Annotated in this window: 19 protein-coding genes and 1 pseudogene; 10 read left to right on the forward strand and 10 right to left on the reverse strand. The window is 44.0% G+C overall.

Features of this window, described 5'->3' with window-relative positions; all coding sequences use genetic code 11:
* Positions 1 to 146: 146 nt before the first annotated feature.
* Positions 147 to 357 (forward strand): annotated as a pseudogene (locus O9323_RS20400) (ISL3 family transposase); the annotation flags it as partial.
* Positions 358 to 642: 285 nt separating this feature from the next.
* Here the strand turns inward: O9323_RS20400 and grrA are convergent.
* From grrA to O9323_RS20415, 3 genes are all read right to left on the reverse strand, one after another.
* Positions 643 to 1,017 carry a GrrA/OscA1 family cyclophane-containing rSAM-modified RiPP gene (gene grrA, locus O9323_RS20405; RefSeq protein WP_288125666.1) on the reverse strand — a complete coding sequence of 125 codons (375 nt, stop codon included), beginning with the start codon at positions 1,015 to 1,017 and terminating at the stop codon, positions 643 to 645.
* A 14-nt stretch (positions 1,018 to 1,031) separates the two neighbouring features.
* Entirely contained in the window at positions 1,032 to 1,931 is a 900-nt protein-coding gene (grrP, locus tag O9323_RS20410) for an extracellular substrate binding-like orphan protein GrrP (protein ID WP_002755182.1), read from the reverse strand.
* An 88-nt stretch (positions 1,932 to 2,019) separates the two neighbouring features.
* Complete coding sequence (locus O9323_RS20415) at positions 2,020 to 3,189, reverse strand: PQQ-dependent sugar dehydrogenase (protein ID WP_288125667.1); 1,170 nt, start codon at positions 3,187 to 3,189, stop codon at positions 2,020 to 2,022.
* A gap of 743 nt (positions 3,190 to 3,932) precedes the next feature.
* Here O9323_RS20415 and O9323_RS20420 point away from each other — a divergent pair.
* Entirely contained in the window at positions 3,933 to 4,646 is a 714-nt protein-coding gene (locus tag O9323_RS20420; RefSeq protein WP_288125668.1) for a PEP-CTERM sorting domain-containing protein, read from the forward strand.
* Positions 4,647 to 5,176: 530 nt separating this feature from the next.
* Entirely contained in the window at positions 5,177 to 5,308 is a 132-nt protein-coding gene (locus O9323_RS20425) for a hypothetical protein (RefSeq protein WP_288125669.1), read from the forward strand.
* 1 nt (position 5,309) lies between these two features.
* On the opposite strand, the gene O9323_RS20430 is transcribed toward O9323_RS20425, so the two are convergent.
* The 5 genes from O9323_RS20430 to O9323_RS20450 form a co-directional block, all read right to left on the reverse strand.
* A complete protein-coding gene (locus O9323_RS20430) occupies positions 5,310 to 7,163 on the reverse strand; it encodes a peptidoglycan D,D-transpeptidase FtsI family protein (RefSeq protein ID WP_024968947.1) in 1,854 nt (617 codons plus the stop codon).
* A gap of 185 nt (positions 7,164 to 7,348) precedes the next feature.
* On the reverse strand, positions 7,349 to 7,870 hold the full coding sequence (locus O9323_RS20435) for a hypothetical protein (RefSeq protein WP_002755170.1): 522 nt from the start codon (positions 7,868 to 7,870) through the stop codon (positions 7,349 to 7,351).
* A gap of 132 nt (positions 7,871 to 8,002) precedes the next feature.
* Positions 8,003 to 9,367, reverse strand: a complete 1,365-nt coding sequence (locus O9323_RS20440) for a GTP-binding protein (protein ID WP_002755169.1) — start codon at positions 9,365 to 9,367, stop codon at positions 8,003 to 8,005.
* Positions 9,368 to 9,524: 157 nt separating this feature from the next.
* Complete coding sequence (gene folK, locus O9323_RS20445; protein WP_002755168.1) at positions 9,525 to 9,989, reverse strand: 2-amino-4-hydroxy-6-hydroxymethyldihydropteridine diphosphokinase; 465 nt, start codon at positions 9,987 to 9,989, stop codon at positions 9,525 to 9,527.
* On the reverse strand, positions 9,986 to 10,756 hold the full coding sequence (locus O9323_RS20450) for a sirohydrochlorin chelatase (protein ID WP_502846434.1): 771 nt from the start codon (positions 10,754 to 10,756) through the stop codon (positions 9,986 to 9,988). The genes folK and O9323_RS20450 overlap by 4 nt, the downstream gene beginning before the upstream one ends.
* Positions 10,757 to 10,998: 242 nt before the next feature.
* Between O9323_RS20450 and O9323_RS20455 the strand changes: the two genes are divergently transcribed.
* From O9323_RS20455 to O9323_RS20465, 3 genes are all read left to right on the forward strand, one after another.
* Positions 10,999 to 11,265, forward strand: a complete 267-nt coding sequence (locus O9323_RS20455) for a hypothetical protein (protein WP_223210865.1) — start codon at positions 10,999 to 11,001, stop codon at positions 11,263 to 11,265.
* Positions 11,255 to 11,842, forward strand: a complete 588-nt coding sequence (locus O9323_RS20460; RefSeq protein ID WP_002738075.1) for a hypothetical protein — start codon at positions 11,255 to 11,257, stop codon at positions 11,840 to 11,842. The genes O9323_RS20455 and O9323_RS20460 overlap by 11 nt, the downstream gene beginning before the upstream one ends.
* 204 nt (positions 11,843 to 12,046) lie before the next feature.
* A complete protein-coding gene (locus O9323_RS20465; protein WP_002755165.1) occupies positions 12,047 to 12,313 on the forward strand; it encodes a hypothetical protein in 267 nt (88 codons plus the stop codon).
* Here O9323_RS20465 and O9323_RS20470 read toward each other — a convergent pair.
* Entirely contained in the window at positions 12,310 to 13,974 is a 1,665-nt protein-coding gene (locus O9323_RS20470) for a transglutaminase domain-containing protein (protein WP_002737025.1), read from the reverse strand. The genes O9323_RS20465 and O9323_RS20470 overlap by 4 nt on opposite strands.
* A gap of 112 nt (positions 13,975 to 14,086) precedes the next feature.
* Between O9323_RS20470 and cofG the strand changes: the two genes are divergently transcribed.
* Both cofG and O9323_RS20480 read left to right on the forward strand, forming a co-directional pair.
* On the forward strand, positions 14,087 to 14,974 hold the full coding sequence (cofG, locus tag O9323_RS20475; protein ID WP_288125670.1) for a 7,8-didemethyl-8-hydroxy-5-deazariboflavin synthase subunit CofG: 888 nt from the start codon (positions 14,087 to 14,089) through the stop codon (positions 14,972 to 14,974).
* A gap of 187 nt (positions 14,975 to 15,161) precedes the next feature.
* Entirely contained in the window at positions 15,162 to 16,475 is a 1,314-nt protein-coding gene (locus O9323_RS20480; RefSeq protein WP_043998631.1) for a cytosine deaminase, read from the forward strand.
* Here O9323_RS20480 and O9323_RS20485 read toward each other — a convergent pair.
* Entirely contained in the window at positions 16,452 to 16,793 is a 342-nt protein-coding gene (locus O9323_RS20485) for a DUF952 domain-containing protein (RefSeq protein WP_288125673.1), read from the reverse strand. The two genes, O9323_RS20480 and O9323_RS20485, sit on opposite strands and share 24 nt — an antisense overlap.
* A gap of 236 nt (positions 16,794 to 17,029) precedes the next feature.
* On the opposite strand from O9323_RS20485, the gene O9323_RS20490 reads away from it, so the two are divergent.
* Both O9323_RS20490 and O9323_RS20495 read left to right on the forward strand, forming a co-directional pair.
* Positions 17,030 to 18,025, forward strand: coding sequence for an L-lactate dehydrogenase (locus O9323_RS20490; protein ID WP_288125671.1), 996 nt, complete (start codon positions 17,030 to 17,032; stop codon positions 18,023 to 18,025).
* Between the two features lie 396 nt (positions 18,026 to 18,421).
* The gene (locus O9323_RS20495) at positions 18,422 to 19,588 is read left to right on the forward strand and encodes a tetratricopeptide repeat protein (RefSeq protein WP_130757067.1); all 1,167 of its coding nucleotides are present in this window, start codon (positions 18,422 to 18,424) and stop codon (positions 19,586 to 19,588) included.
* Positions 19,589 to 19,704: the final 116 nt, after the last annotated feature.

The following is a 19,704-nucleotide window of genomic DNA, read 5'->3' on the forward strand; positions in this document are numbered from 1 at the left end:
GACTCTTTTGGATTTGGTGGGTAAAATGTATTCTAAGATACAGTCCTGCTGGCGAGCGAGTGGAAGGAACCACAAAGACACAAAGGACACAAAGATTGATCGATCCTGTGTAAGTTAAACTTATCACACAGAACCTAGAAGAGCCAGAGGACTTAAAGGACGAGCAAAAACAACAACTAGAAGTTATCTTGAAAGAACATCCCTGCTTGGCAATAGCTTGGGAAATGAAAAAAGAAATTAGACAAACTTATCAAAGTTGTAGAACGTTCAGAGGTGCTGAGAGAAAATTGGAAAAGCGGAATATTATATGAAAGTAGTGCCAGTATGATCCGGAAGCATTTGCCTGGTATTTGTAATTAGGGCTTGCTGAATAAATGTGAAATGTAGGCAAGGTAAGAGTTTTATGGCTTTTCTCGCGAAACAGGTGCAAGATTTTGAGAGAATCGTCGTTCAAAACCTTGCGTCTTCATCGGCCCGAGTCCTGTAGGGGCGAAGCATTCGGGCAATAACCTATCGGTGAAACCGGAGATTTTCTATCCGAATGCTTCGCCCGTACTTTTTGCCGCAAACCCTAATTACTCACTTGCATAAATGAGATGCTCCAGGATAATAAGGATAAAGTTATCCCCTCACCCAACCTACTTACCGACGATTTAAGAAACTGCCACCATTACCCCAGCGCGGTCGGGAATTAAAGAAACCACCACGGTCAGACCAACCATTGCCCCAGGGCCGCGAATTAACAAAACTACCACCGCGACCATCTACCCAACCACCGACACGACTATTCCCCCAACCGCGATTGCCACCATCTCCCCAGCCTAAAGCTTGTAAACTAGGATCGGCAGTACCTTCCGGCAGTTGGTTAACTCGTTCGCGTACAGCGCTAGATAGACGACTTAAACGCGCTTCAATGGGATTAGCCTCGTCTGAGGCGGCCTGAGCGGTGCTAGTCAGACCGAAGGCAGATAAAGCGAGAAGAAAGCCGACTAAACCAGTTTTATTGCTGATATTCACCTGAATTTATGCTCCTATTTGGCTTCTTGGGGATTAATTTGGGCGTGTTCGATAACTTTGAAGGCAAAAAACCCCTTTAATAATTCTGGGGGGATGGGAACCAGGCCTTGACTACCGAACCAGCGATCGATTTGACTAACGGTGGCCGTATCATTGGTGATGTAATCCTGCATCATTTTAACAATGGCATAGTTGACATCATCCAAAAAAGTAGAGTTATTTTCGGGAACCATGCAAGCAATGCCAAAATTAGCTAGAGCTTCTTCGGGGACGATTTCGTAGATTTTAGGGTTATCTCTGAGGATTGTTCCCGCTAAAGAAATGCTATCCCCCGCTATGGCGTCAATTTTACCGGTTTTTAAAGCTTCGATCGCTTCTTCTATGGTGCTGTAGGTGGTAACAATTGTCGCTTGCGGTTGTACTAATTTAATCACATCCACGGCCGCAGAAGTGGGAACCAAGGCGATGCGTTTACCGATTAGGGATTGAGGAGTGGAGAGATTGCTACCTTTTTTGGCTAAAATCCTAATCCCAGAAATGCTGTAACTGATGGAAAAATCGACCACTTTCGCCCTTTCCCAAGTAAAAGCCGTACTACAAGCGATATCGATGTCCCCGCTACGAATGAGATTAATTTTCTCTCCGGGTTGGTTAGCTTCAATCATTTGCAGGGTGACGGGACGACCGAGACGAGTTTCCAATCGTTTTCTAATTCGTTCCAACACATCCATAGAATAGCCGACTAATTCCCCCTTATCATTGACGTAGGAGTAGGGAATCGCATCAAAACGGGTTCCTACGGTCAAAAATCCCGTGCGAGCCACTTTTTCCACCACTGTTTCCGCTAAACTCGCACTGGCGAGGAACATAGGTAATATACAACCTAGTCCCACTAACTGTAAAATCTTCTTCATAAATCGAGTGCTTACTCCCGTACAAACATAACTATACTAGAAGTCGCTAAAAAATCTTCAAGGTTTCCATAATAATTTCTGTGAACTTTTACAAATTAGATGGCGGTTCAAGGCGAATTAATTGGCCGTTACCTTCATCGGTGAGCAGATATAAAAATCCGTCAGGACTTTGACGCACATCCCGCACCCTCTGACCGATGGGAATCGCTTCTTGATTGATAATTTCACCCGATTTATCCACTTCCAGACGGCGAATATCCCTAGAAACTAAGCCACCGGCGAATAAATTTCCCTGCCAATTAGGAAAGCGATTACCGGTATAAAAGACCAATCCCGAAGGAGCGATCGCAGGTGTCCAAATTGTTTTCGGATCGATCAAACCAGGGCGAGATTCTTCGCGGGAAACTGGGTTATTAGTGCCGTACTCTTGACTGGCAGAAACCACTGGCCAACCGTAATTTTTACCTTTTTCAATTAAATTTAATTCATCCCCTCCTTTCGCTCCGTGTTCGGTTGCCCAGACTCTTTTAGTCATCGGATCAAAGCTGATTCCTTGAATATTCCGATGACCATAACTCCAAATTTTAGAACCCGCAAAAGGATTATCTTTCGGGATAGAACCATCGTCATTGATGCGGATAATTTTACCTAAATGACTTTGCCGATTTTGTGCCTGTTTTCTAATTAAATCTCCCGCTAATTGTAGGGGAGGATTACCCCCGTCCCCAATTGCTACCAATAAAGTGCCATCCGGTAGCCATAATAACCGCGAACCGAAGTGTTGAGAGCCGGTTTTTGTCTGGGAAACCTCAAAAATAACCTGCAGATCTCGCAAACTTGCACCATCATAAACCGCACGAGCGACGCGGGTACGATTAGCCTCCTGGTCTCCGTGGGCATAAGTTAGATAAATCCAGCGATTTTGGGCAAATTGGGGATGAATTGCCACATCGAGCAGTCCTCCTTGTCCAACGGCAAAAACTTCGGGAACTCCAGGGATGGCTTTTGGGTCCAATTTGCCCTCTCTAACCACCCTTAAACGACCTGGACGCTCTGTGATCAGGATTTCCCCGTTAGGTAGCCAAACCATCGACCAAGGATGCTCTAAACCCTCGATTACGGTCACTTTTTGCCATTGATTGGTCTGGGAATTATTCGCCGAAGTTAATACATTTGCACCTTGACAACTGGAGATAATTATGGTAAGCAAAACGCCAGATACTATAGGCGAGAAAATGCGATTAAGAGAAGTAAGCATTAGTTGGTAACTCCCCAGACAAATATTGGTCAATTTTCTCCGACTAATCAGGTTCACCCTACAATTTTAGAAACCGGGCAGTTTTAAGAAACGTTTTAGGCGGTTTGACTTGATTGGGCAATGCGCTCTCCACAAGAATTCCTACCCTCGTACCCACCGTTAGCTCTAAGGGAACATCAGGTTCAAGCACTGTCCCATCAAATATGGCTTCGAGTTCTTGGAACATTATTCTTCACAGGCTATGGCTTGTTTCTAGTATAATCTCATGGGTGTGGAGCCTAAACGTTCAATCTATTAGTATTCTTAAGTATTTCTATGGTCAATCAATAGACATCCCCAAAAACTTATAAGCGAGTTACAACAAGAAAGAAAGGCAGATTAGACAGAAAGTCAAAATTGACTCTTATCAATCACTGTTTGGTGCAGGGTAAGCGCATCTTAACAGTCCTTAACAAAATGAACTTTATCTGAGTTGCTTACCCAGAGAGCGATTCAGGCATATTTGAGGAAAATTGGCCATCTCAATTGTTAAGCAAAAATTGACCAAATGTGAAGATTTCGTGACTACTCTGATTGACTGGTATCACCTGAAATGCCCACACAGCAAGCGGATCACAAAATTGGCCAATTGTCAATAGCTTTTGAGATGCTCTCACCCTACTGTTTGGTGTTGCTAAAAGTTTGAGGTGTTGCTATGATGAGCCGAGAGTAATTTCCGATTTTTCCTTTGGAGTGTCAACATTATGACTCAAAAAATATTAGCAAAATTAATGTCTTTTGCTGGCATCAATAAGCTAGGATTATTCAAGATAGCGATCGCATCTTCTTTTTTGGTGATTGTTCCGCAGGGGCAAGTTAAGGCTGCACTTCTTACCGTAGCGAATAACAGCTTTGAAACCCCGGTCATCACTAACCCATCGGGGTCTATCAGTTCTACAGGTCTCGTCGGAGGCTGGACGTTCGCAGGGGCGCAGCAGGGGTTTTTCAATCCAAGCCTAGGTGAAACATTTAGTCCTGGTTTTGGGTACGGTCCATCACCGGTTCTTCCTGATGGAAATCAAGTAGCCTACAGTAACGGGGGAACTATCTCCCAGACACTTTCCGCAACTTTGCAAACGAACACGGTATATACTTTGGGTGTGTATGTCGGACGCAGACAAAATGTTGCCTTTGCGGGCTACAATATCGAACTTTTAGCCGGAAATACAGTTCTAGCCTCTAACAATAGTGTTACTCCCGCTGCCGGATCTTTCGGATACGTCACCGTTGACTATACCAGTGGTATCAGCGTTACTCCAGGGCAGGCATTACAAATTCGTCTGACCTCTAATGGAGTCCAGACAAATTTCGATAACATAACCCTTGACGCTGCTTCCATTCCCGAACCTTCCGCAATATTAGGATTGCTAGGTTTCGGACTGTTGGGAATCGCTTCAAAGTTACGACAAAAACAATAAGTAGTCGTGCAAAATTAATTTCCTAGTCAGGACGGGAGACGGCTTAGATCTGTAATTAATTTTGCTTGGGTACTTAATTTAACCGAATTAGGGGTATGAAGCTTTCCGGCCACTGATTCCCCCACTAAATCTTCTGGAGAGCTATCCCTAACCCTCTCAAACTTCTTAAGATTGTTTTGACAATCCTCTCAAAGGAGTTTAGCATCATGACAATAGCAATTATTAAGTTAGATGTGACTGGAATGTGATATGACAGTCGCTTTTTTACTTTATGAAGCTATCATTCAACACTTCTGAAGTCATCCATGACTCTCCCGATTATATCAATGATGATATAGTCGGTTTTTATTTCTTCTCCCAATAATTGCTCGATTCTCTTATCTTGAAAAAGTCGAGTTACAGTTCGCAGCTCTGCGGGGTATTGAGCGATTTAGAGTGCTCTTATCTTTGTGGTCCTTCCTCCCAGGAGTTAGGAACTTGGAACCCCTAGACCCGCTCCAATACTGGCCAGAGTTTAGGCTGTTTACCGCGTGAGAGCGTGTCTCTTTGACCGACCACCGACTCTCCCATTGGCTCTGAAATCGGCAACACCCAAAATAGTTAAACCCTATTTAGAATGGGAGTTACCGGACAATTTAGCGGCTTTTCTCCTCAATACTTAAATTAATCGTGCCGCGGGGGTTTATTGGTCGCAGAACCCGCCGGAGCGACCTTGGAGGTGGGGGGGATACCTTTGAGGGAAATGAGCGTATTCATCACCGTTTTTGCCACGGGAGCGGCCACAGTGGAGCCAAAAGTATTCGCACCCTTGGGTTCATCCACCACCACCAAAACCACATAACGGGGCGATTCGATCGGTAAAATCGCCACAAAACTGGTAATTTTGGCGTTAGGTAGATAACCCCCCGTCGGACTAGCTTTTTGTGCGGTTCCCGTTTTACCTCCGATGCGATAACCAGGGATTTGGGCTGCTACCCCCGTCCCCTTGCTAACGACGGTTTCCATCATTTCCACCACTTGCCGGGCCACGGTGGGAGAAAAGACTTTTTTGCTGGGATAATCGGGCCGCCAGTGCAAACGGCCGCGGTCGTCGGCTAATCCTTTGATCACATGGGGAGTCACCAGGGTGCCACCATTGGCCAGCGCACCGTGCAATTGTACTAATTTTAAAGGCGTTAGGGATAAACCTTGACCAAAGGAAGCGGTGGCCGATTCAATGGCATTATCCAGAAATTCTGGTTCGGGTTTGAGATATCCTGCCACTTCTCCGGGTAAATCTACACCAACCCTTTGATTTATTTTCAATCCTAATAAACTTTTATAGAAATCAACTCGCCTCATTTTTTGGGCAATTTGCACCATAGCCACGTTACTAGAGGTTTGCAGAACTTGGGCCATATCTAGCGCCCCATTACCCTGTTTAGAGGCATTTTTAATCGTCCAGGGACCGACAGTAATCGCCCCCGGATCATTGACTACCGTATTAGCTTTAACTGCCCCTGCTTCCATGGCCAGGGCGATAATAATTGGTTTAAAAGTTGACCCCGGTTCGTACTGATCGGCTACGGTCCAATTTTTAAATAGAGCCACATTGGCTTTATAGTATTCATTGGGGTTAAAAGTTGGCTCACAAACTAGGGCTAAAAGAGAACCATCAAGGGAGTCCATAACGATGACTGCTCCCCGTTTAGCATTAAATTTCTTTAGCTGTTCCCGCAAGGCCGTCCGGGCTGCTCTTTGTAGTTTTAAATCGAGGGTTACTTCTAACTGTAATTCATCAAATTGAAAGATACCATCGGGAACAAAAGCCGGTAAAATTCGCCCGTCTCCCATGCGTCTTGTATTGACAGAAAAAGGATCTCTTTCTAATAACTGACTGGAACCTCTCTCTAATCCTGCCTGGCCACGATGTTCTTTATCTACATAGCCAATCACGTCGGCTGCCACATCGTCTTGGGGATAATAACGAGCGTATTTTTCCTCTAATTCTACACCGTCAAGAGATAATTGTTTTAAGCCCCTAGCCACGGATTCGGTTAATTGATTGGCTAAACGAATTCCTGTTTCTTTTTCTTTAAATCTTTGAATCAGTTGATTAGTAGGAATATTTAATAAAGGAGCTAATTTATCAGCCACTTCTGCCGGGGGAATAGCAAACAGTTTTGGGTGTACATAAAGAGTATAAATCAAGCGATCAGTCGCTAAAACATTACCATTACTATCGACGATCGCCCGCCGGGGAATATAGGGTCTAATACTGGTAGTTTGCTGTTGTCTGGCTCTTTTTTGTAATTCCTGTGCTTGTACTATTTGCAATTGGTACAAGCGCCAAGCTAAACCCACAATACCCATGACTAAAACTAACCACACCGCCATCAATCGCCCGTTACTCACAGGCATTTTTTTTGACTGTTGTTGCCGTTTTTTGTCGTTTAAATAGGACTTTCTGTCCCGAATCCTGCCCGAGGGCGATCGAGTTTCTTTGCTTCTAAATTGGGGTCTTTTTGTGTCAGTCATGAGCAGTATCTTTCAGTTATCAGTTATCAGTAAACAGTGATCAGTGATCAGTAAACAGTGATCAGTAAATAGTAATCAGTGATCGGTAAAAAGACAGTAGGAAACTTCTATTTAATACTGCACACTTAAAAACTCACATCTGATAACTTTTAACTTACCCACTGATAACTGATAACTGATAACTGTTAATAGGCACTTCTGGGTTGAGAATTGACGGTAGATTGGGATTGAGAAGCGGGATACTGTTTCAGGTTAGGAGCAGATTTACGCTGTAAAAAGATAGTTTGGAAGGGTTGGGGATGAGTTAATCCAGTTTCGGGTTTTTCTGCTTGTTCAGCTAGTTGATGTTTAAGGGTTTCATTGGTAGCCAAAAGATTGCGCTCGTGACGTTGCAGTGTTTCCAGTTTACCAAATTCTTTGTCCCAAACCTTGGGAATATATACCGTCCAAGCATATATTCCCAGAGTCGAACCCAACAGACAAAAAGTAATCACAGCTACTATTCTTTCTAGGAGGCAAAGGAAACGTAATTGACGCGAGGCTAATTGTTTTTGTGTTGGGGCCACGGGAACTCTCACCACCGATTTAGTCGTCGGTTTTACTGTTGGGGTCGTCTGATTTACTGGTGACTGGGGACGAGGCTGACTGCCTTGGCTTTTTGGGCGAGAAACGGGAAGGGGAATATAAGAATTATGGGCAGCAGACATGATTTTCTCTCAATATTTCTAGCTAGTGGTCGTTGTCAAAAATTAAGTTTCTAAAATTAGGAGTCGGTCATCAGTAGTCAGTCGGAAATATTTAATTGATCACTGTCGCCTTTTTTCCTTTTTACCTTAAAATCACTGTTCTAGCTCTAGACGTAAACGATATAAGATAGTTTGCGGATGAACTTGAGCAAGAATTTGATTAATCACCGTACTCGGTCCAGATGCCCCCCAACTACAACCGCGTTCTAGATAGATTTTAGCGGCTTTCCCGATGATATAGGTTCCATAAGCAGCAATTGCTCCCTGTAGGAGAGCGGTGCTACCGTAGAGAGTTAAAGAGGTGGGATTTTCAAAAATACTCGCCGCTGCCGCTGCCGTTTTGCCCAAACCGATAATCACAGTGCTGAGGATTTCCCCCACCAGCAACCCCCCACTGCTCAAAAGTAGAGTCCGCCAGAGTTGACCAGCTTGGTGACTGGTAATTGGCAGGCCGTACAAACGAGCTAAAGCCCGAACTAGAGTCAAATCGACGATTGAAGCCCCTAGTAGGTCTAAAATAGCGATCGGATTGGCCGCAATCGCTAAAGCCTTATATTTTGCGTATTGCCAGATAATTTCCTCCGCTTGACTGTCCCGGAGTTCCAGGGTTTTTCTAGCGATATTTTCCTCCGCTTCTTGCCCCTGCACTAAAGCATTTAAGGCCAGCAGCGATCGCCCTTCCCGATTTAAAATCGTTAAGAGTTTATCTTGCAGCTCCTCAATTTGGGGGGGAGGGGTTTCCCACTCAGTCACCACGCTCCCATCGGGGTATTCCACCCGGACGGGAATCGGTTGCGGTTCGGCGGCTACCATAACTATCTCATCGCTAGTTAACAAATCTTCTAACGTTTTTTCGTCCCGATTGGTTCCTAATCTCTGTAACTGCTGAAAAATCTGACGGCGATCAGCTTCTGGATAGAGATCAATCTTATTAAACACCAAAATAATCGGTTTTTTCGCCCCGCGCAATTCTCCTAAGGCCTCGTATTCGGTGCGGGTAATATCCCCAGCGACGATAAATAAAATCAAATCGGCACTTTTAGCGACTTCTCTGGCCATATTCGCCCGCGCTTCCCCTTCAATCTCATCCAATCCGGGGGTATCGATTAATTCTATCTGAATTTTACCCGTGGCTGGTGTCCAACGCACCGATCGCGGCCAGCGTGTCACCCCGTGCAGGGGGCCAGTTGTCAGGACTTTTTGACCGACTAAAGCGTTTACCACCGAGGATTTACCGCGACTGACTAACCCGAAGGCTGCCACCCGAATCACCGTTTCATCCAGTTTATCCAAGGCCGATTTTAAGGACTGCAAATCCTGTTTAACGGCGGCCTGAAGTTGGGGATCGGGGGGATAATTCCAATGGCGGCGAAAACTGGCATACCAAGTTAAGGCCTGTTGTAAACTAGCCTTAGCCTGATTGTAATGAGTTTCCTCGAGGGATGGGGTCTTGGTCACGGTTGATTTTTTAACTGTTTATTGATGCTGCTGCCTTTATTGTAGAGTTTCGGGGCGGTAACTGAGACGCGGTTATCTGGGTCCAGGGGAAGACTTTTCAGTAATCAGTGAAAAGAAATTAGCGAAGTTTTCCACTAAAACCCTAACACCTAACATCCTACTCCGCCAATCCCAATTGTCCCAATAGCTGAAGGATAGTTTTTCCGGTTACGGGATCTCGCCAATCGGGGGCAATTTCCGCCAGGGGAAGCAGCACGAAGGCCCGTTCTCGGCAGCGGGGATGGGGTATCTGTAATTCGGGCGTTTCTAAGATCAGGTCTTCATAAAATATTAAGTCTAAATCGAGGGTACGCGGTCCCCATCTTTCCCGTCGGACTCTCCCGAATAACTGCTCGATTTCTAATAATTTATGCAGTAAATCTAGGGGCGATAAATCCACTTGCACAATGGCGCCACCGTTGAGATAATCGGGCTGAGGCGGCCCGACGGCCGCGGTTTGATACCATTGGGAATGAGCTTCTAGTTTAATTCCTTTGACTCGCTCTAATTCCCCTAAAGCTTGCCCTAAAATTGTCGCTGAATCTCCTAAATTACTGCCCAGAGCGATCGCTGCTCGCTTCATCCACATCCTTCCTCAACAATAATCTCGGCTAATTCCCCCGTCGCTCCCAAAGATTTACCTAAAAATATATTGACATTTGGATGCTTTTGTGATAGTTCAAAAACTTGGGCTTCGATCGCATCCGTAATTCCACCAGCAAAGAGGAAATAGGGCAGTATAGCGATTTTTTGGCTATCTTGAGCGATTAAACTCTCGATTTGTTGGGGTAAACTCGGTTCTATCGACCAATAGGCTGTAATTGCTCCAAAAAACGCCGCTAGATTTTCCACCTCCCGATTACCCCCGGAGCGACGACTACCGTGGGATAGTAAAATGCGGTCTTGGGGGCTTAAATCAGCAAATTGTCGGGATAACAGCGATTTTATGCCCTGATAACTGCCTAAATGGGGCTTTAACTCTAGCTTAATTGGCGATCGCACTTTGGCCACGGCTGCGGGAATATCTTCTTTAACGTGAACCCCCGACAGGAGAAACAGGGGGATAATCTGCAACCGATTACATCCTTGGCTTTGTGCTTGTTGGGCAAAAGCTTCTATTTGTTGATGGAGCGGTGTTATCGCTAATTCTAGGGCGGCAGTCCCTACTAATACCCGATTATCTGCTTCTAGAACCGCTAGAGATGGGCTAAACTCCGATTTACTCCCTAATCTTTCGGCGGGTTGACTGATTTTTTCTTGAACTAAGGCTGCTAATTGCGTCACCGCCATGGCTGGACGCGGATCGCGACTACCGTGGAAAACCAATAAATAGGCTGAGGAGGTCTTCAAAGAAATCTTGCCAAAATAGTTTAGTTTTTAGCCTAATACATTTTCTCTCCCTTTAGGCATAAATGCCCCTGATATTCTCGATTTAGCTGGTAAGCGGGAAAACGTCCCCATTGGTGGGAAGTGCTACCATTTTACGCGATGTAAAGTGTGAGCAAATCGGCCCGCCGGCTTGAGTTAGCCTAGATATTGAGGTATAACCTAATTAATCGCCCAACTTAGTCAACGAGGCAGTTAACGTGAAAGTGGAAACAGACAGTAAACAATTACCCTCCTACGAACAACCACCCCTAATAGAAGTGGTAAAATTACCTACAGTTTTATCATCAGAATCTTGCCGGATAGACGCAGCAGAAGATGATGATGATGAACTGGATTGTCGGGGAGTTTTTGTAGTTTCTCATCAACCGAAAATCTTATTTTCCGAAGAAGTAAACATTAAATCTCAGGAAAAATCCACTTGGAAACCTTGTGTTATAATTGATAAGTCTCGAATCGAAGATGATAACTAATGACCTTTGGTATGAGGCGGTAGATGCAAATGTTGAGTTAACCCAAGGGGATATTATTCTTAATTGTCCTGTGGTTCGTTGGGCTTCTAAATCTGTTGAGGTAAGCAATCAAACAGAAATTGAAACCCTTCGATCCTTAGTGGAAGTAGCTGAGATTGATCTGGTTGTTATCACCCAAGGCTGCGACTTAGAAAACAAGAAAGTCAATAATGTCATCCTTTCCCCTCACTTTGCTCTCAGTCAATATCAAGAATATTGGGAACAGACAATGAACAATATGAAACAAAATCCTACGGCCAAGGCGTGGGGGAGATATTGTGATGATATTAAAAATGGTTATATATGGAATCTTTCTATGCTCAACGAAGGGGAAATCGGCAACCTAAAATTAACTCATCGAATAGTTGATTTTCATGATGTGTACACTTTACCGAGGACTTTTTTGGAATCCTTCTTGCAAAATAAACAGCAACCTCGACTTCGTTTACGTCCTCCCTATCGTGAACATTTATCTCAAGCTTTCGCTAGATTTTTTATGCGAGTTGGTTTACCTACAGGAGTAAAAAAAGTCTGGTAATAGATAAATCACCTTAACTTTTACCAATAACTACCTATAGGGAAAGATTGGTTTTTTGACGATTCGATAAATCCTATGGTTTCCTATCCACAGTTCTAGCTTTGTGGGCGATTTGGTTCACTTGATAACGAATTATTGCGATAGCTTGCCATTAACTAATTTTCAGCGATAATCTAAAGTCAGAGTCTATCGGGAGATAAGATCATGAACTTTCGTCTAGTTCTATTTTCAGGCCTAGTAACGGCTTTAGTTGGTGCTGGTATCGGTTATGGCATTAGCCGCATTGAACGCAATCCCAGCCAAGTCAACTATAGAAATCCCCATCACTATCAAATCATCTATGGACGTTATTTTGCTGGTGCGGGGGCAGCCCTGGGCTTCTGTGTGGGTGCGGGTTTACAAATGGTCAAAGAACTCAAAGAAGAAAGAGACAGAGAAATGGGCATCCTAGACGATGGCTCAAAATTCTAGTCTTTTGGGGCTAATTCCTCAAGAATGATGAATTGAACGTGATTAATCGCTAAATCGCCGATGGGAACTTGGGTTTTTAACACCGGTTGTCCTTCACTGAGCATTCGTTCAAAGGGGATATCTTTGGCAATTTCCGTGTGATACCAAGCTAAACCCATAAAGAAACGATTGGGATAGGGACCGCCTTCAAAAATATCATCGGGATTGGACTCCATAGGAACCCAACCGATAGAGGGAAGATAAAATTCCATCCAGACGTGATTGTAATCTGGTTCGAGGGGTAAATTACGTTCGAGGGGATGGGGTGGGCATTTATAACGTCCTACCGTGCGACAAGCAATACCATTGAGACGACACAAAGCCAATAATAAACCCACATATTCCCCACAGGAACCGACTCCGCGCCGCAGGGCAATATCAGGGGTGTCGATGTTGGGTTTGATACCGTAGGAAAGCTGATCATAGACGTAATTACGAATACTATAAACTTTTCGGAGCAGATTGGTTTCCCGACCGGTCGCTTCTTCGGCAGCATTGAGGATAATTTCTGTACTCATGGCCAGATCATCATTATCGATCAAATAGCGATCGGGAAAATCGGCGGGTAAGGTGGGTAAATCTTCGCAATCTTGGGGAGTAATTTGGTATTTAATACCCCATACTTCTAAGACTACTTTCCACCCAAAAATATGACGTTGTTTGCCGGTTATTTGCTCGAACTTAAATACTGCCACCCGCTGCCCGTCTTGAATTTCTTCAATAAAAGGCAATCCCACCGCTTCGACGCTGCGAATTTTTTGCCGCGGTGTTTCTAAGGGTAAAGCGATGCGCCATTCCACATTTTTGAGTTCGATATTATAGAGGGGTTCTAATTCCTCGACGTAGGATAATTCAATCAGATAACCGTTAGAAAGGGTGTATTTTTTAGCGGGATCGTAGTGAAAATATAGAGGATGGACAAAAGTACGCGGACGATAACTAAGTTCGTGAACTTGTTCAGAATTGGGATTATCGCGGATACAGGGTTCTTGGAAAGCATAGGCCACATATAATATATCCTTGCCACTGTTAGCATCGCGATAAAATGCTAATCCCGTCGGCGATTCAAAAGGAGTTATCATGCTAAAAAGCTGTTCTCCCGTGGCGCGATCAAGACAGTAAACCGTTTGTTCTAGGGTATCCGTTAACCAAAGTTCTTCCCCGCGAATGGTGATATTTTCGATGCCGATACCAGGCGCGTACAAACGAGTAATTTCCTGTCCCGATTGGCGATCAAATATAAAGATTTGTCCAGAACGTTGACAAGTGACATAAATTGTGTTACCAGTTACGGCGACTCCGTTAGCGGTGTAGGGAAGACGGGTGAAAAATTTCGGGGTAAAATCTTCGAGAGTGCAGCAGTAGAGATTTTCGCGAGTAGTAAACCAGAGGTTATTTTGATCATCGATTGCCAATCCCGTCGTCCCGACGAATTCCTGCCAGCGATGGGAATTAAGTACGCTTGTATGACCAGTATCGAGGGCAATTTGGTATAAATAGCCGTTTTTTGCGTCGATAGCGATTAATTTGTCATCTTGAAATACAATTCCGTGCAGAGCCGTGGCGCTAATCGGACGAATCGTTTGACGATGGGAGGGAAGACTGGCAGGATCGAAAATCATAGGAGGAAACGAAAAGGGAGAGCGTTTTTAGGTGAATAAAACAGCAATTCTCCCCACGATAGCAAATTTTATCGCCCTTGAATGCTCGTAATGAACTGCAATCCCGAAAAAAATGTCAAGAATTGTCACCTATAGTCCCTCTCATACCCTTGTACCTACCTACGAGTGTTTCAATCGTTGCAGTTATTGTAATTTTCGCAGGGATTTAGGCACTGATGGCTGGTTAAGTTTAGACAAGGCAAAAGAGATTTTAACTGCTTTGCAGGGTTCGGAAATTACGGAAATTTTAATTCTTAGCGGCGAAGTTCATCCTTTAGCAGCCAATCGAGAGTTATGGTTTCGGCATATTTATAATTTGGGAGAATTGGCTTTAAATATGGGTTTTTATCCCCATACCAATGCAGGTATTTTAACTTTTGCCGAGATGGAAAAACTGAAAAATGTCAATCTATCTATGGGTATAATGTTAGAACAAATGACAGTGACTTTATTAAATACTGTCCATCGTCATGCCCCTAGTAAAGTGCCATCCCTGCGCTTAGAACAGTTACAATGGGCGGGAGAATTAGCAATTCCTTTTACCACGGGGTTATTATTAGGAATTGGTGAAACAGAATGCGATCGCTTAGTGACCTTAGAAACTATTGCCACTATTCATCAACGTTGGGGACATATTCAAGAAGTGATCCTACAACCCTACAATCCGGGTAAAAGAGAACAGTGGCAAAATAACCCTTTTGATCTGCAAAAATTACCCGATCTGGTTAGACAAGCTAGGGAAATTTTGCCCCCAGATATTGTCATTCAAATTCCCCCGAATCTAGTCCCTGATCCTCTTTTTCTCTTGGATTGTTTAGCGTCAGGAGCGCGGGATTTAGGCGGTATTGGCATTATCGATGAAGTTAATCCCGATTACCTCCATTTACACCCCGATAAATTAAAGGAATTTTTAGCAGTTTATGGCTGGGAATTAAAGCCGCGTCTACCGGTTTATCAGTGACCAGTAATCAGGGAAAAGATAGCACTATTAATGCCATTTAACACGCCTTACTTAATACCGCATAATTGATTATTATTCATTCTTAATTCTCCTGACGACCGACGACCGACGACCGACGACCGACTCCTAGCGCCTGACGACCGACTCCTAACCCTAACAACAATTTTTGATTTTTACCAGAGGTCTTATGATTTCATCAAGCGAGCGCTACTGGCTCAAAAATGCCCATATTCCCGTTTCCCTCCTAGAAAATGAGGGTTTTTCTCCCCAAACCGCCGAGGGATTAACCTTAGTTAATCTGGAAATTAATGACGGTAACATTAATCGCATCACCTCAACCATCCCCCCCGAAGATAATATTCCCGTTATTGACCTCAAAAAAAAGATTGTTTTTCCTTGCTTTGTCGATATGCACACCCATCTCGATAAAGGTCATAGTTGGCATCGTTGTCCTAACCATGATGGCACTTTTGACAGTGCCTTAAAAATGGCCCTAGAGGATTCCCGACGGGAGTGGCGCTTAGAGGATGTGTATCGTCGCATGGAATTCGGCGTTAAATGCAGTTATGCCCACGGAACCGCCGCTATTCGCACCCATATCGACTCTTTTGGTCAACAGGCACAGATTAGCTTAACCGCTTTGGGAGAATTGCAACGACAATGGGCCGGTAAAATCACCCTGCAAGCGGTTTCTCTAGTTTCCCTTGACTACTATCAAACCTCCGAGGGAGCGGCCTTAGCCGATAAAATTGCCGAATTTGGGGGCATATTAGGGGGAGTAGCCTACACAAATCCCGATTTACAGGCACAAATTGATATTACCTTCAAATTAGCCCAAGAAAGGGGCTTAAATCTCGATTTTCATCTGGATGAAAACGGTGATCCCGATTCTACCTGTTTAGCAGCGATCGCCCGTACTGCTATCAAAGAGCAATTTTCTGGACAAATCATCTGTGGTCACTGTTGCAGTTTAGCGGTACAATCCCCTGAAATAATCAAAGAAACCCTAAATTTAGTCAAAAATGCGGGTATTGCTATCGTTAGCTTGCCGATGTGCAATCTCTACCTACAGGATCGTCAAGAGGAAAAAACCCCTTTTTGGCGCGGAACAACTAAGATAAAAGAGATGAAAAAAGCGGGAATTCCGGTGGCTTTTGCCAGTGATAACTGTCGCGATCCCTTTTATGGTTTTGGGGATCACGATGGTTTAGAAGTCTTTACCCAAGCGGTGCGGATTGCCCATCTCGACACACCCTACGCTGACTGGGTAAATAGTGTCACCCTCACCCCAGCAAATCTGCTCGGATTGCCCCATTTAGGGCGCATTAAGACGGGTCTAGAGGCAAATTTGTTAATTTTCAAGGCGCGATACTTTAGCGAGCTATTATCGCGACCACAGTGGGATCGCCTTGTGATTCGGCGCGGGTTGAGCATCGATACTACTCTCCCCGATTACCAAGAGTTAGATGATTTAGTTCTAGGAATCGAGCAAATCCTCTAGGGGTTTAACAAAAACTACCGATTCTAGGTTGATAGCACCGTAAATATGGGGAAAGGTCTCTCTTTCTAGCTCTAAAGTGGCATTTTCTGGGTTAGGATGCTGGGGCTGCTCCCATTTAACCGGGGACTGCAATTGTTCGAGAGAAATGGCTAAAACCAGCAAATCTGGCTGATTTTGATAAAAAGCGGCCACAACTTTCGGAATTTGTTCTAAGGTGGAGCAATGGATAAATCCCTCATTTTTTAGGGAATAAGCCCGATATTCCCCCATTTCACGAGCTATTTGCCAACCTCTTTCTGTAGTGATGTGATAGATCATCGGTTCGCCTCCTACTGTCACTTTATCCCTAATTTTAGGATATAGCCTGAAGCTGTCAGCGGCCCTCAATTCTCTTAAACTAGGAGTCAGGGAATCAAAGACAAGAAATTTGTCCGACCACTGACCAGAAAAAAATGGCCGATAATGGCCTCAAAATCTCTTTATAGTCTCCTTTTACCTGATATTAACCATCTACCCTTAAAATGAGCTTACCGACCCAGTAACTGCAAAAATCTATGCTAGATAAAATATTTACTCCCAATCCCTACGCTGAACAACCTGCTCCTCTGCGTCCTCGCAAGGGAGTAATTATCGGTGTTGGTCAGGTGGGGATGGCCTGCGCTTACTCGATGTTAATTCAAGACTGTTTTGATGAATTAATTCTGCAAGATATCGCCACGGATAAAGTCGAAGGGGAAGTGATGGATTTAAGGCACGGAATGCCTTTTATTGAACCCACAGACTTGAAAATGGGAACCGTGGCCGATGTGGGACAAAATGCCGATGTGGTGATTATTACTGCCGGGGCCGCCCAAAAACAGGGAGAAACCAGATTACATCTCCTTGAACGAAATGTGGCGATTTTTCGCCGTATTCTTGCGGATGTGGCTGTTTACTGCCCCAGTGCTTTAATTTTGGTGGTGAGTAATCCCGTCGATATCATGACCTATGTTACCTTGAAAATAACCCATTTTCCGCCTTCTAGGGTGATTGGTTCGGGTACGGTGCTAGATTCTGCCCGTTTACGCTCTCTTTTATCCACCCAACTCCATGTAGATGCGCGTAACGTCCACGCTTATATTATCGGTGAACACGGGGATAGTGAGCTTGCTGTCTGGAGTTCGGCCAATATCGGAGGAGCAAGGTTACTCGAAGGAGATTGGCAGGATTTAAGCGCAACCGACCAAGAAAGCTTAACAGAAATTTTTCTTCAGGTTAAAAACGCCGCCTATGAAATTATCAAACGCAAGGGTTATACTAGCTATGCGATCGGTTTAGCTACCACAGATATCGTTAAAGCGATTTTACGTTCCCAAGAAAGAATTCTGACTATTAGCACTCTCCTCGATGGTCAATACGGTCTCAAAGATGTGTGTTTAAGTATTCCCTCGGTGGTTAACGAGAAAGGAGTGATAAAAACTCTGAATCTTGCTCTCAGTCCCAGAGAAACGGAACAGTTACATAATTCGGCCAAAATCATGCGCGATTTAATCGATCAACTCAAAATTTAACTTAGGGTTGGCTGAATAAATCTAAAAACCTTGTTGGCTAAGATTTTTAGATTTTTTTGCCCTGAAAAAGTGTCGAACATAAGAGCGATCGGGGGGAAATTTTAGGCACTTTTTCCCCGAAAATTAGGTAATTGTGGGGTGGACTGAAGCAATTAGTGCTAGACTTCCCGAAAAGTCTATTTTATTTCAGCTTGTTGTTAGGAATCTACTCTGGCTAATACGCTTTTGGTTATGATATGGGGAAAAGTTCTGGCGATGGCGCTAAAATGGTGTGATATGCTGAAAGTTTCTAATTATCTTTACTCTCAGGAGTGTTATTCGGAAATTTTCTGTATAATCAATGGTTAGCCTGACAATCATCTACAAGATAGTGTTGTTCTAAGGAGGAATGCGGTTATGAAATCTCGTCGGTCATATGTGCTATCTGCATATTTCATGCTTGCACTACTTTCAGTTTTAAATCCCGAACCGATAATTGCCCAATCAACAGATCCACAATCTCTGTCTGACATTGAACGTTTAGAAAAAAGGATTAGTGTAGTCGAAGATACTATTCAGAAGCAAGTTCAGGGCATTACAACTATGGTTCAGTTGGCAACCATAGTTTTTGCTACTGTCTCTGGAGGGTTTGCACTTTTTGGTGTTGGAACTTATCTTGGGTTAGTTAAGGAAATTCGTGAGAAGTTTACCAAGCAACTGGATGAACTTCAGAAGATGGAACAAGACCTTGCAACTAGACTCAAAGAAAGTGATAAACTTCGGCAAAAAGTTGAAGATTTAGTTCAGATACAAAGTGATCAGGCCCCTGCTTCATTGATAGCCATGGCGCGAGAAGTTTTTCAACAAGAAATCCCGAATCCATCTGATGCAGCAAACTATCTATCTCAATTAGCTCGTCTTGAGAGTGCATCAAGTGATGACTTATTTTCAGGGGCGATTATAGCTAAACAATATCTCCGCAATGAAGGTCTCGCTAAGTCTTTGCTAAAGAAAGCAAAGGAGCGTGGGGGAGGATCTTATTTGATTGAAGCTATACTTGCAGAGCTACACGCCCAAGATCCAGACTGGAAAATTCACAGGAAAACATTGGATGATTTGGTAACTGCTCATCCTCAGGATGAAACGCTGCTTGGTGCTGCCGCAAATTTCTTTATTGGTCGAGGTGATTGGGATGGGCTAGAAAACAACATGGCAAAGGCTGAAAGTCTTTGTCCGTGGTTGTCTTTACCACCTCGTAACCGTGCGCGTGCTGCTGAGAAGCTTAACAAAGATTCCACTATTGTTATTGGACACTACACAAGAGCACTGAATAACTGTACTCCAGCGTCTGACTCTACAACTTATAGCTGGTTCGCAGATTATCTTATAAACGGGTGGATGCCAAGGTCGAAAGATGATTTGAAAAAAGCTGAAGTGTTGCTCAATGATATCTTGAGAGTAAATCCAGAAGAAGGCGAAACCAGATTGGATCTGGCAAAAGTTAAACTGAATCAAGGCGATCAAGAATCTGCAATTCATGAGCTGCAAGTAGGTATAAACGGGAGCATCCCACTTTTGCAATAAGCAATTGTACTTAGATGCGAAATACTTATATGGCAAGCCTTTTCGGGAGTTCATAGATTTTCAACGGTTCTCTAAATTGTGTGATTGGAACCAGAATCGTTATTACAAAAGCCTTC

It is taken from the genome of Microcystis sp. LE19-131.1A, assembly GCF_027532015.1.
Lineage (GTDB): Bacteria > Cyanobacteriota > Cyanobacteriia > Cyanobacteriales > Microcystaceae > Microcystis > Microcystis ichthyoblabe_A.

What these genes read in the sequence shown, in the direction of transcription:
- grrP (WP_002755182.1), bottom strand. Translation starts at nt 1,931, where the DNA reads ATGAAGAAGATTTTACAGTTAGTGGGACTAGGTTGTATATTACCTATG.
- O9323_RS20415 (WP_288125667.1), bottom strand. Translation starts at nt 3,189, where the DNA reads ATGCTTACTTCTCTTAATCGCATTTTCTCGCCTATAGTATCTGGCGTT.
- O9323_RS20420 (WP_288125668.1), top strand. Translation starts at nt 3,933, where the DNA reads ATGACTCAAAAAATATTAGCAAAATTAATGTCTTTTGCTGGCATCAAT.
- O9323_RS20430 (WP_024968947.1), bottom strand. Translation starts at nt 7,163, where the DNA reads ATGACTGACACAAAAAGACCCCAATTTAGAAGCAAAGAAACTCGATCG.
- O9323_RS20435 (WP_002755170.1), bottom strand. Translation starts at nt 7,870, where the DNA reads ATGTCTGCTGCCCATAATTCTTATATTCCCCTTCCCGTTTCTCGCCCA.
- folK (WP_002755168.1), bottom strand. Translation starts at nt 9,989, where the DNA reads ATGAAGCGAGCAGCGATCGCTCTGGGCAGTAATTTAGGAGATTCAGCG.
- O9323_RS20460 (WP_002738075.1), top strand. Translation starts at nt 11,255, where the DNA reads ATGATAACTAATGACCTTTGGTATGAGGCGGTAGATGCAAATGTTGAG.
- O9323_RS20465 (WP_002755165.1), top strand. Translation starts at nt 12,047, where the DNA reads ATGAACTTTCGTCTAGTTCTATTTTCAGGCCTAGTAACGGCTTTAGTT.
- O9323_RS20470 (WP_002737025.1), bottom strand. Translation starts at nt 13,974, where the DNA reads ATGATTTTCGATCCTGCCAGTCTTCCCTCCCATCGTCAAACGATTCGT.
- cofG (WP_288125670.1), top strand. Translation starts at nt 14,087, where the DNA reads ATGTCAAGAATTGTCACCTATAGTCCCTCTCATACCCTTGTACCTACC.
- O9323_RS20480 (WP_043998631.1), top strand. Translation starts at nt 15,162, where the DNA reads ATGATTTCATCAAGCGAGCGCTACTGGCTCAAAAATGCCCATATTCCC.
- O9323_RS20485 (WP_288125673.1), bottom strand. Translation starts at nt 16,793, where the DNA reads ATGATCTATCACATCACTACAGAAAGAGGTTGGCAAATAGCTCGTGAA.
- O9323_RS20490 (WP_288125671.1), top strand. Translation starts at nt 17,030, where the DNA reads ATGCTAGATAAAATATTTACTCCCAATCCCTACGCTGAACAACCTGCT.
- O9323_RS20495 (WP_130757067.1), top strand. Translation starts at nt 18,422, where the DNA reads ATGAAATCTCGTCGGTCATATGTGCTATCTGCATATTTCATGCTTGCA.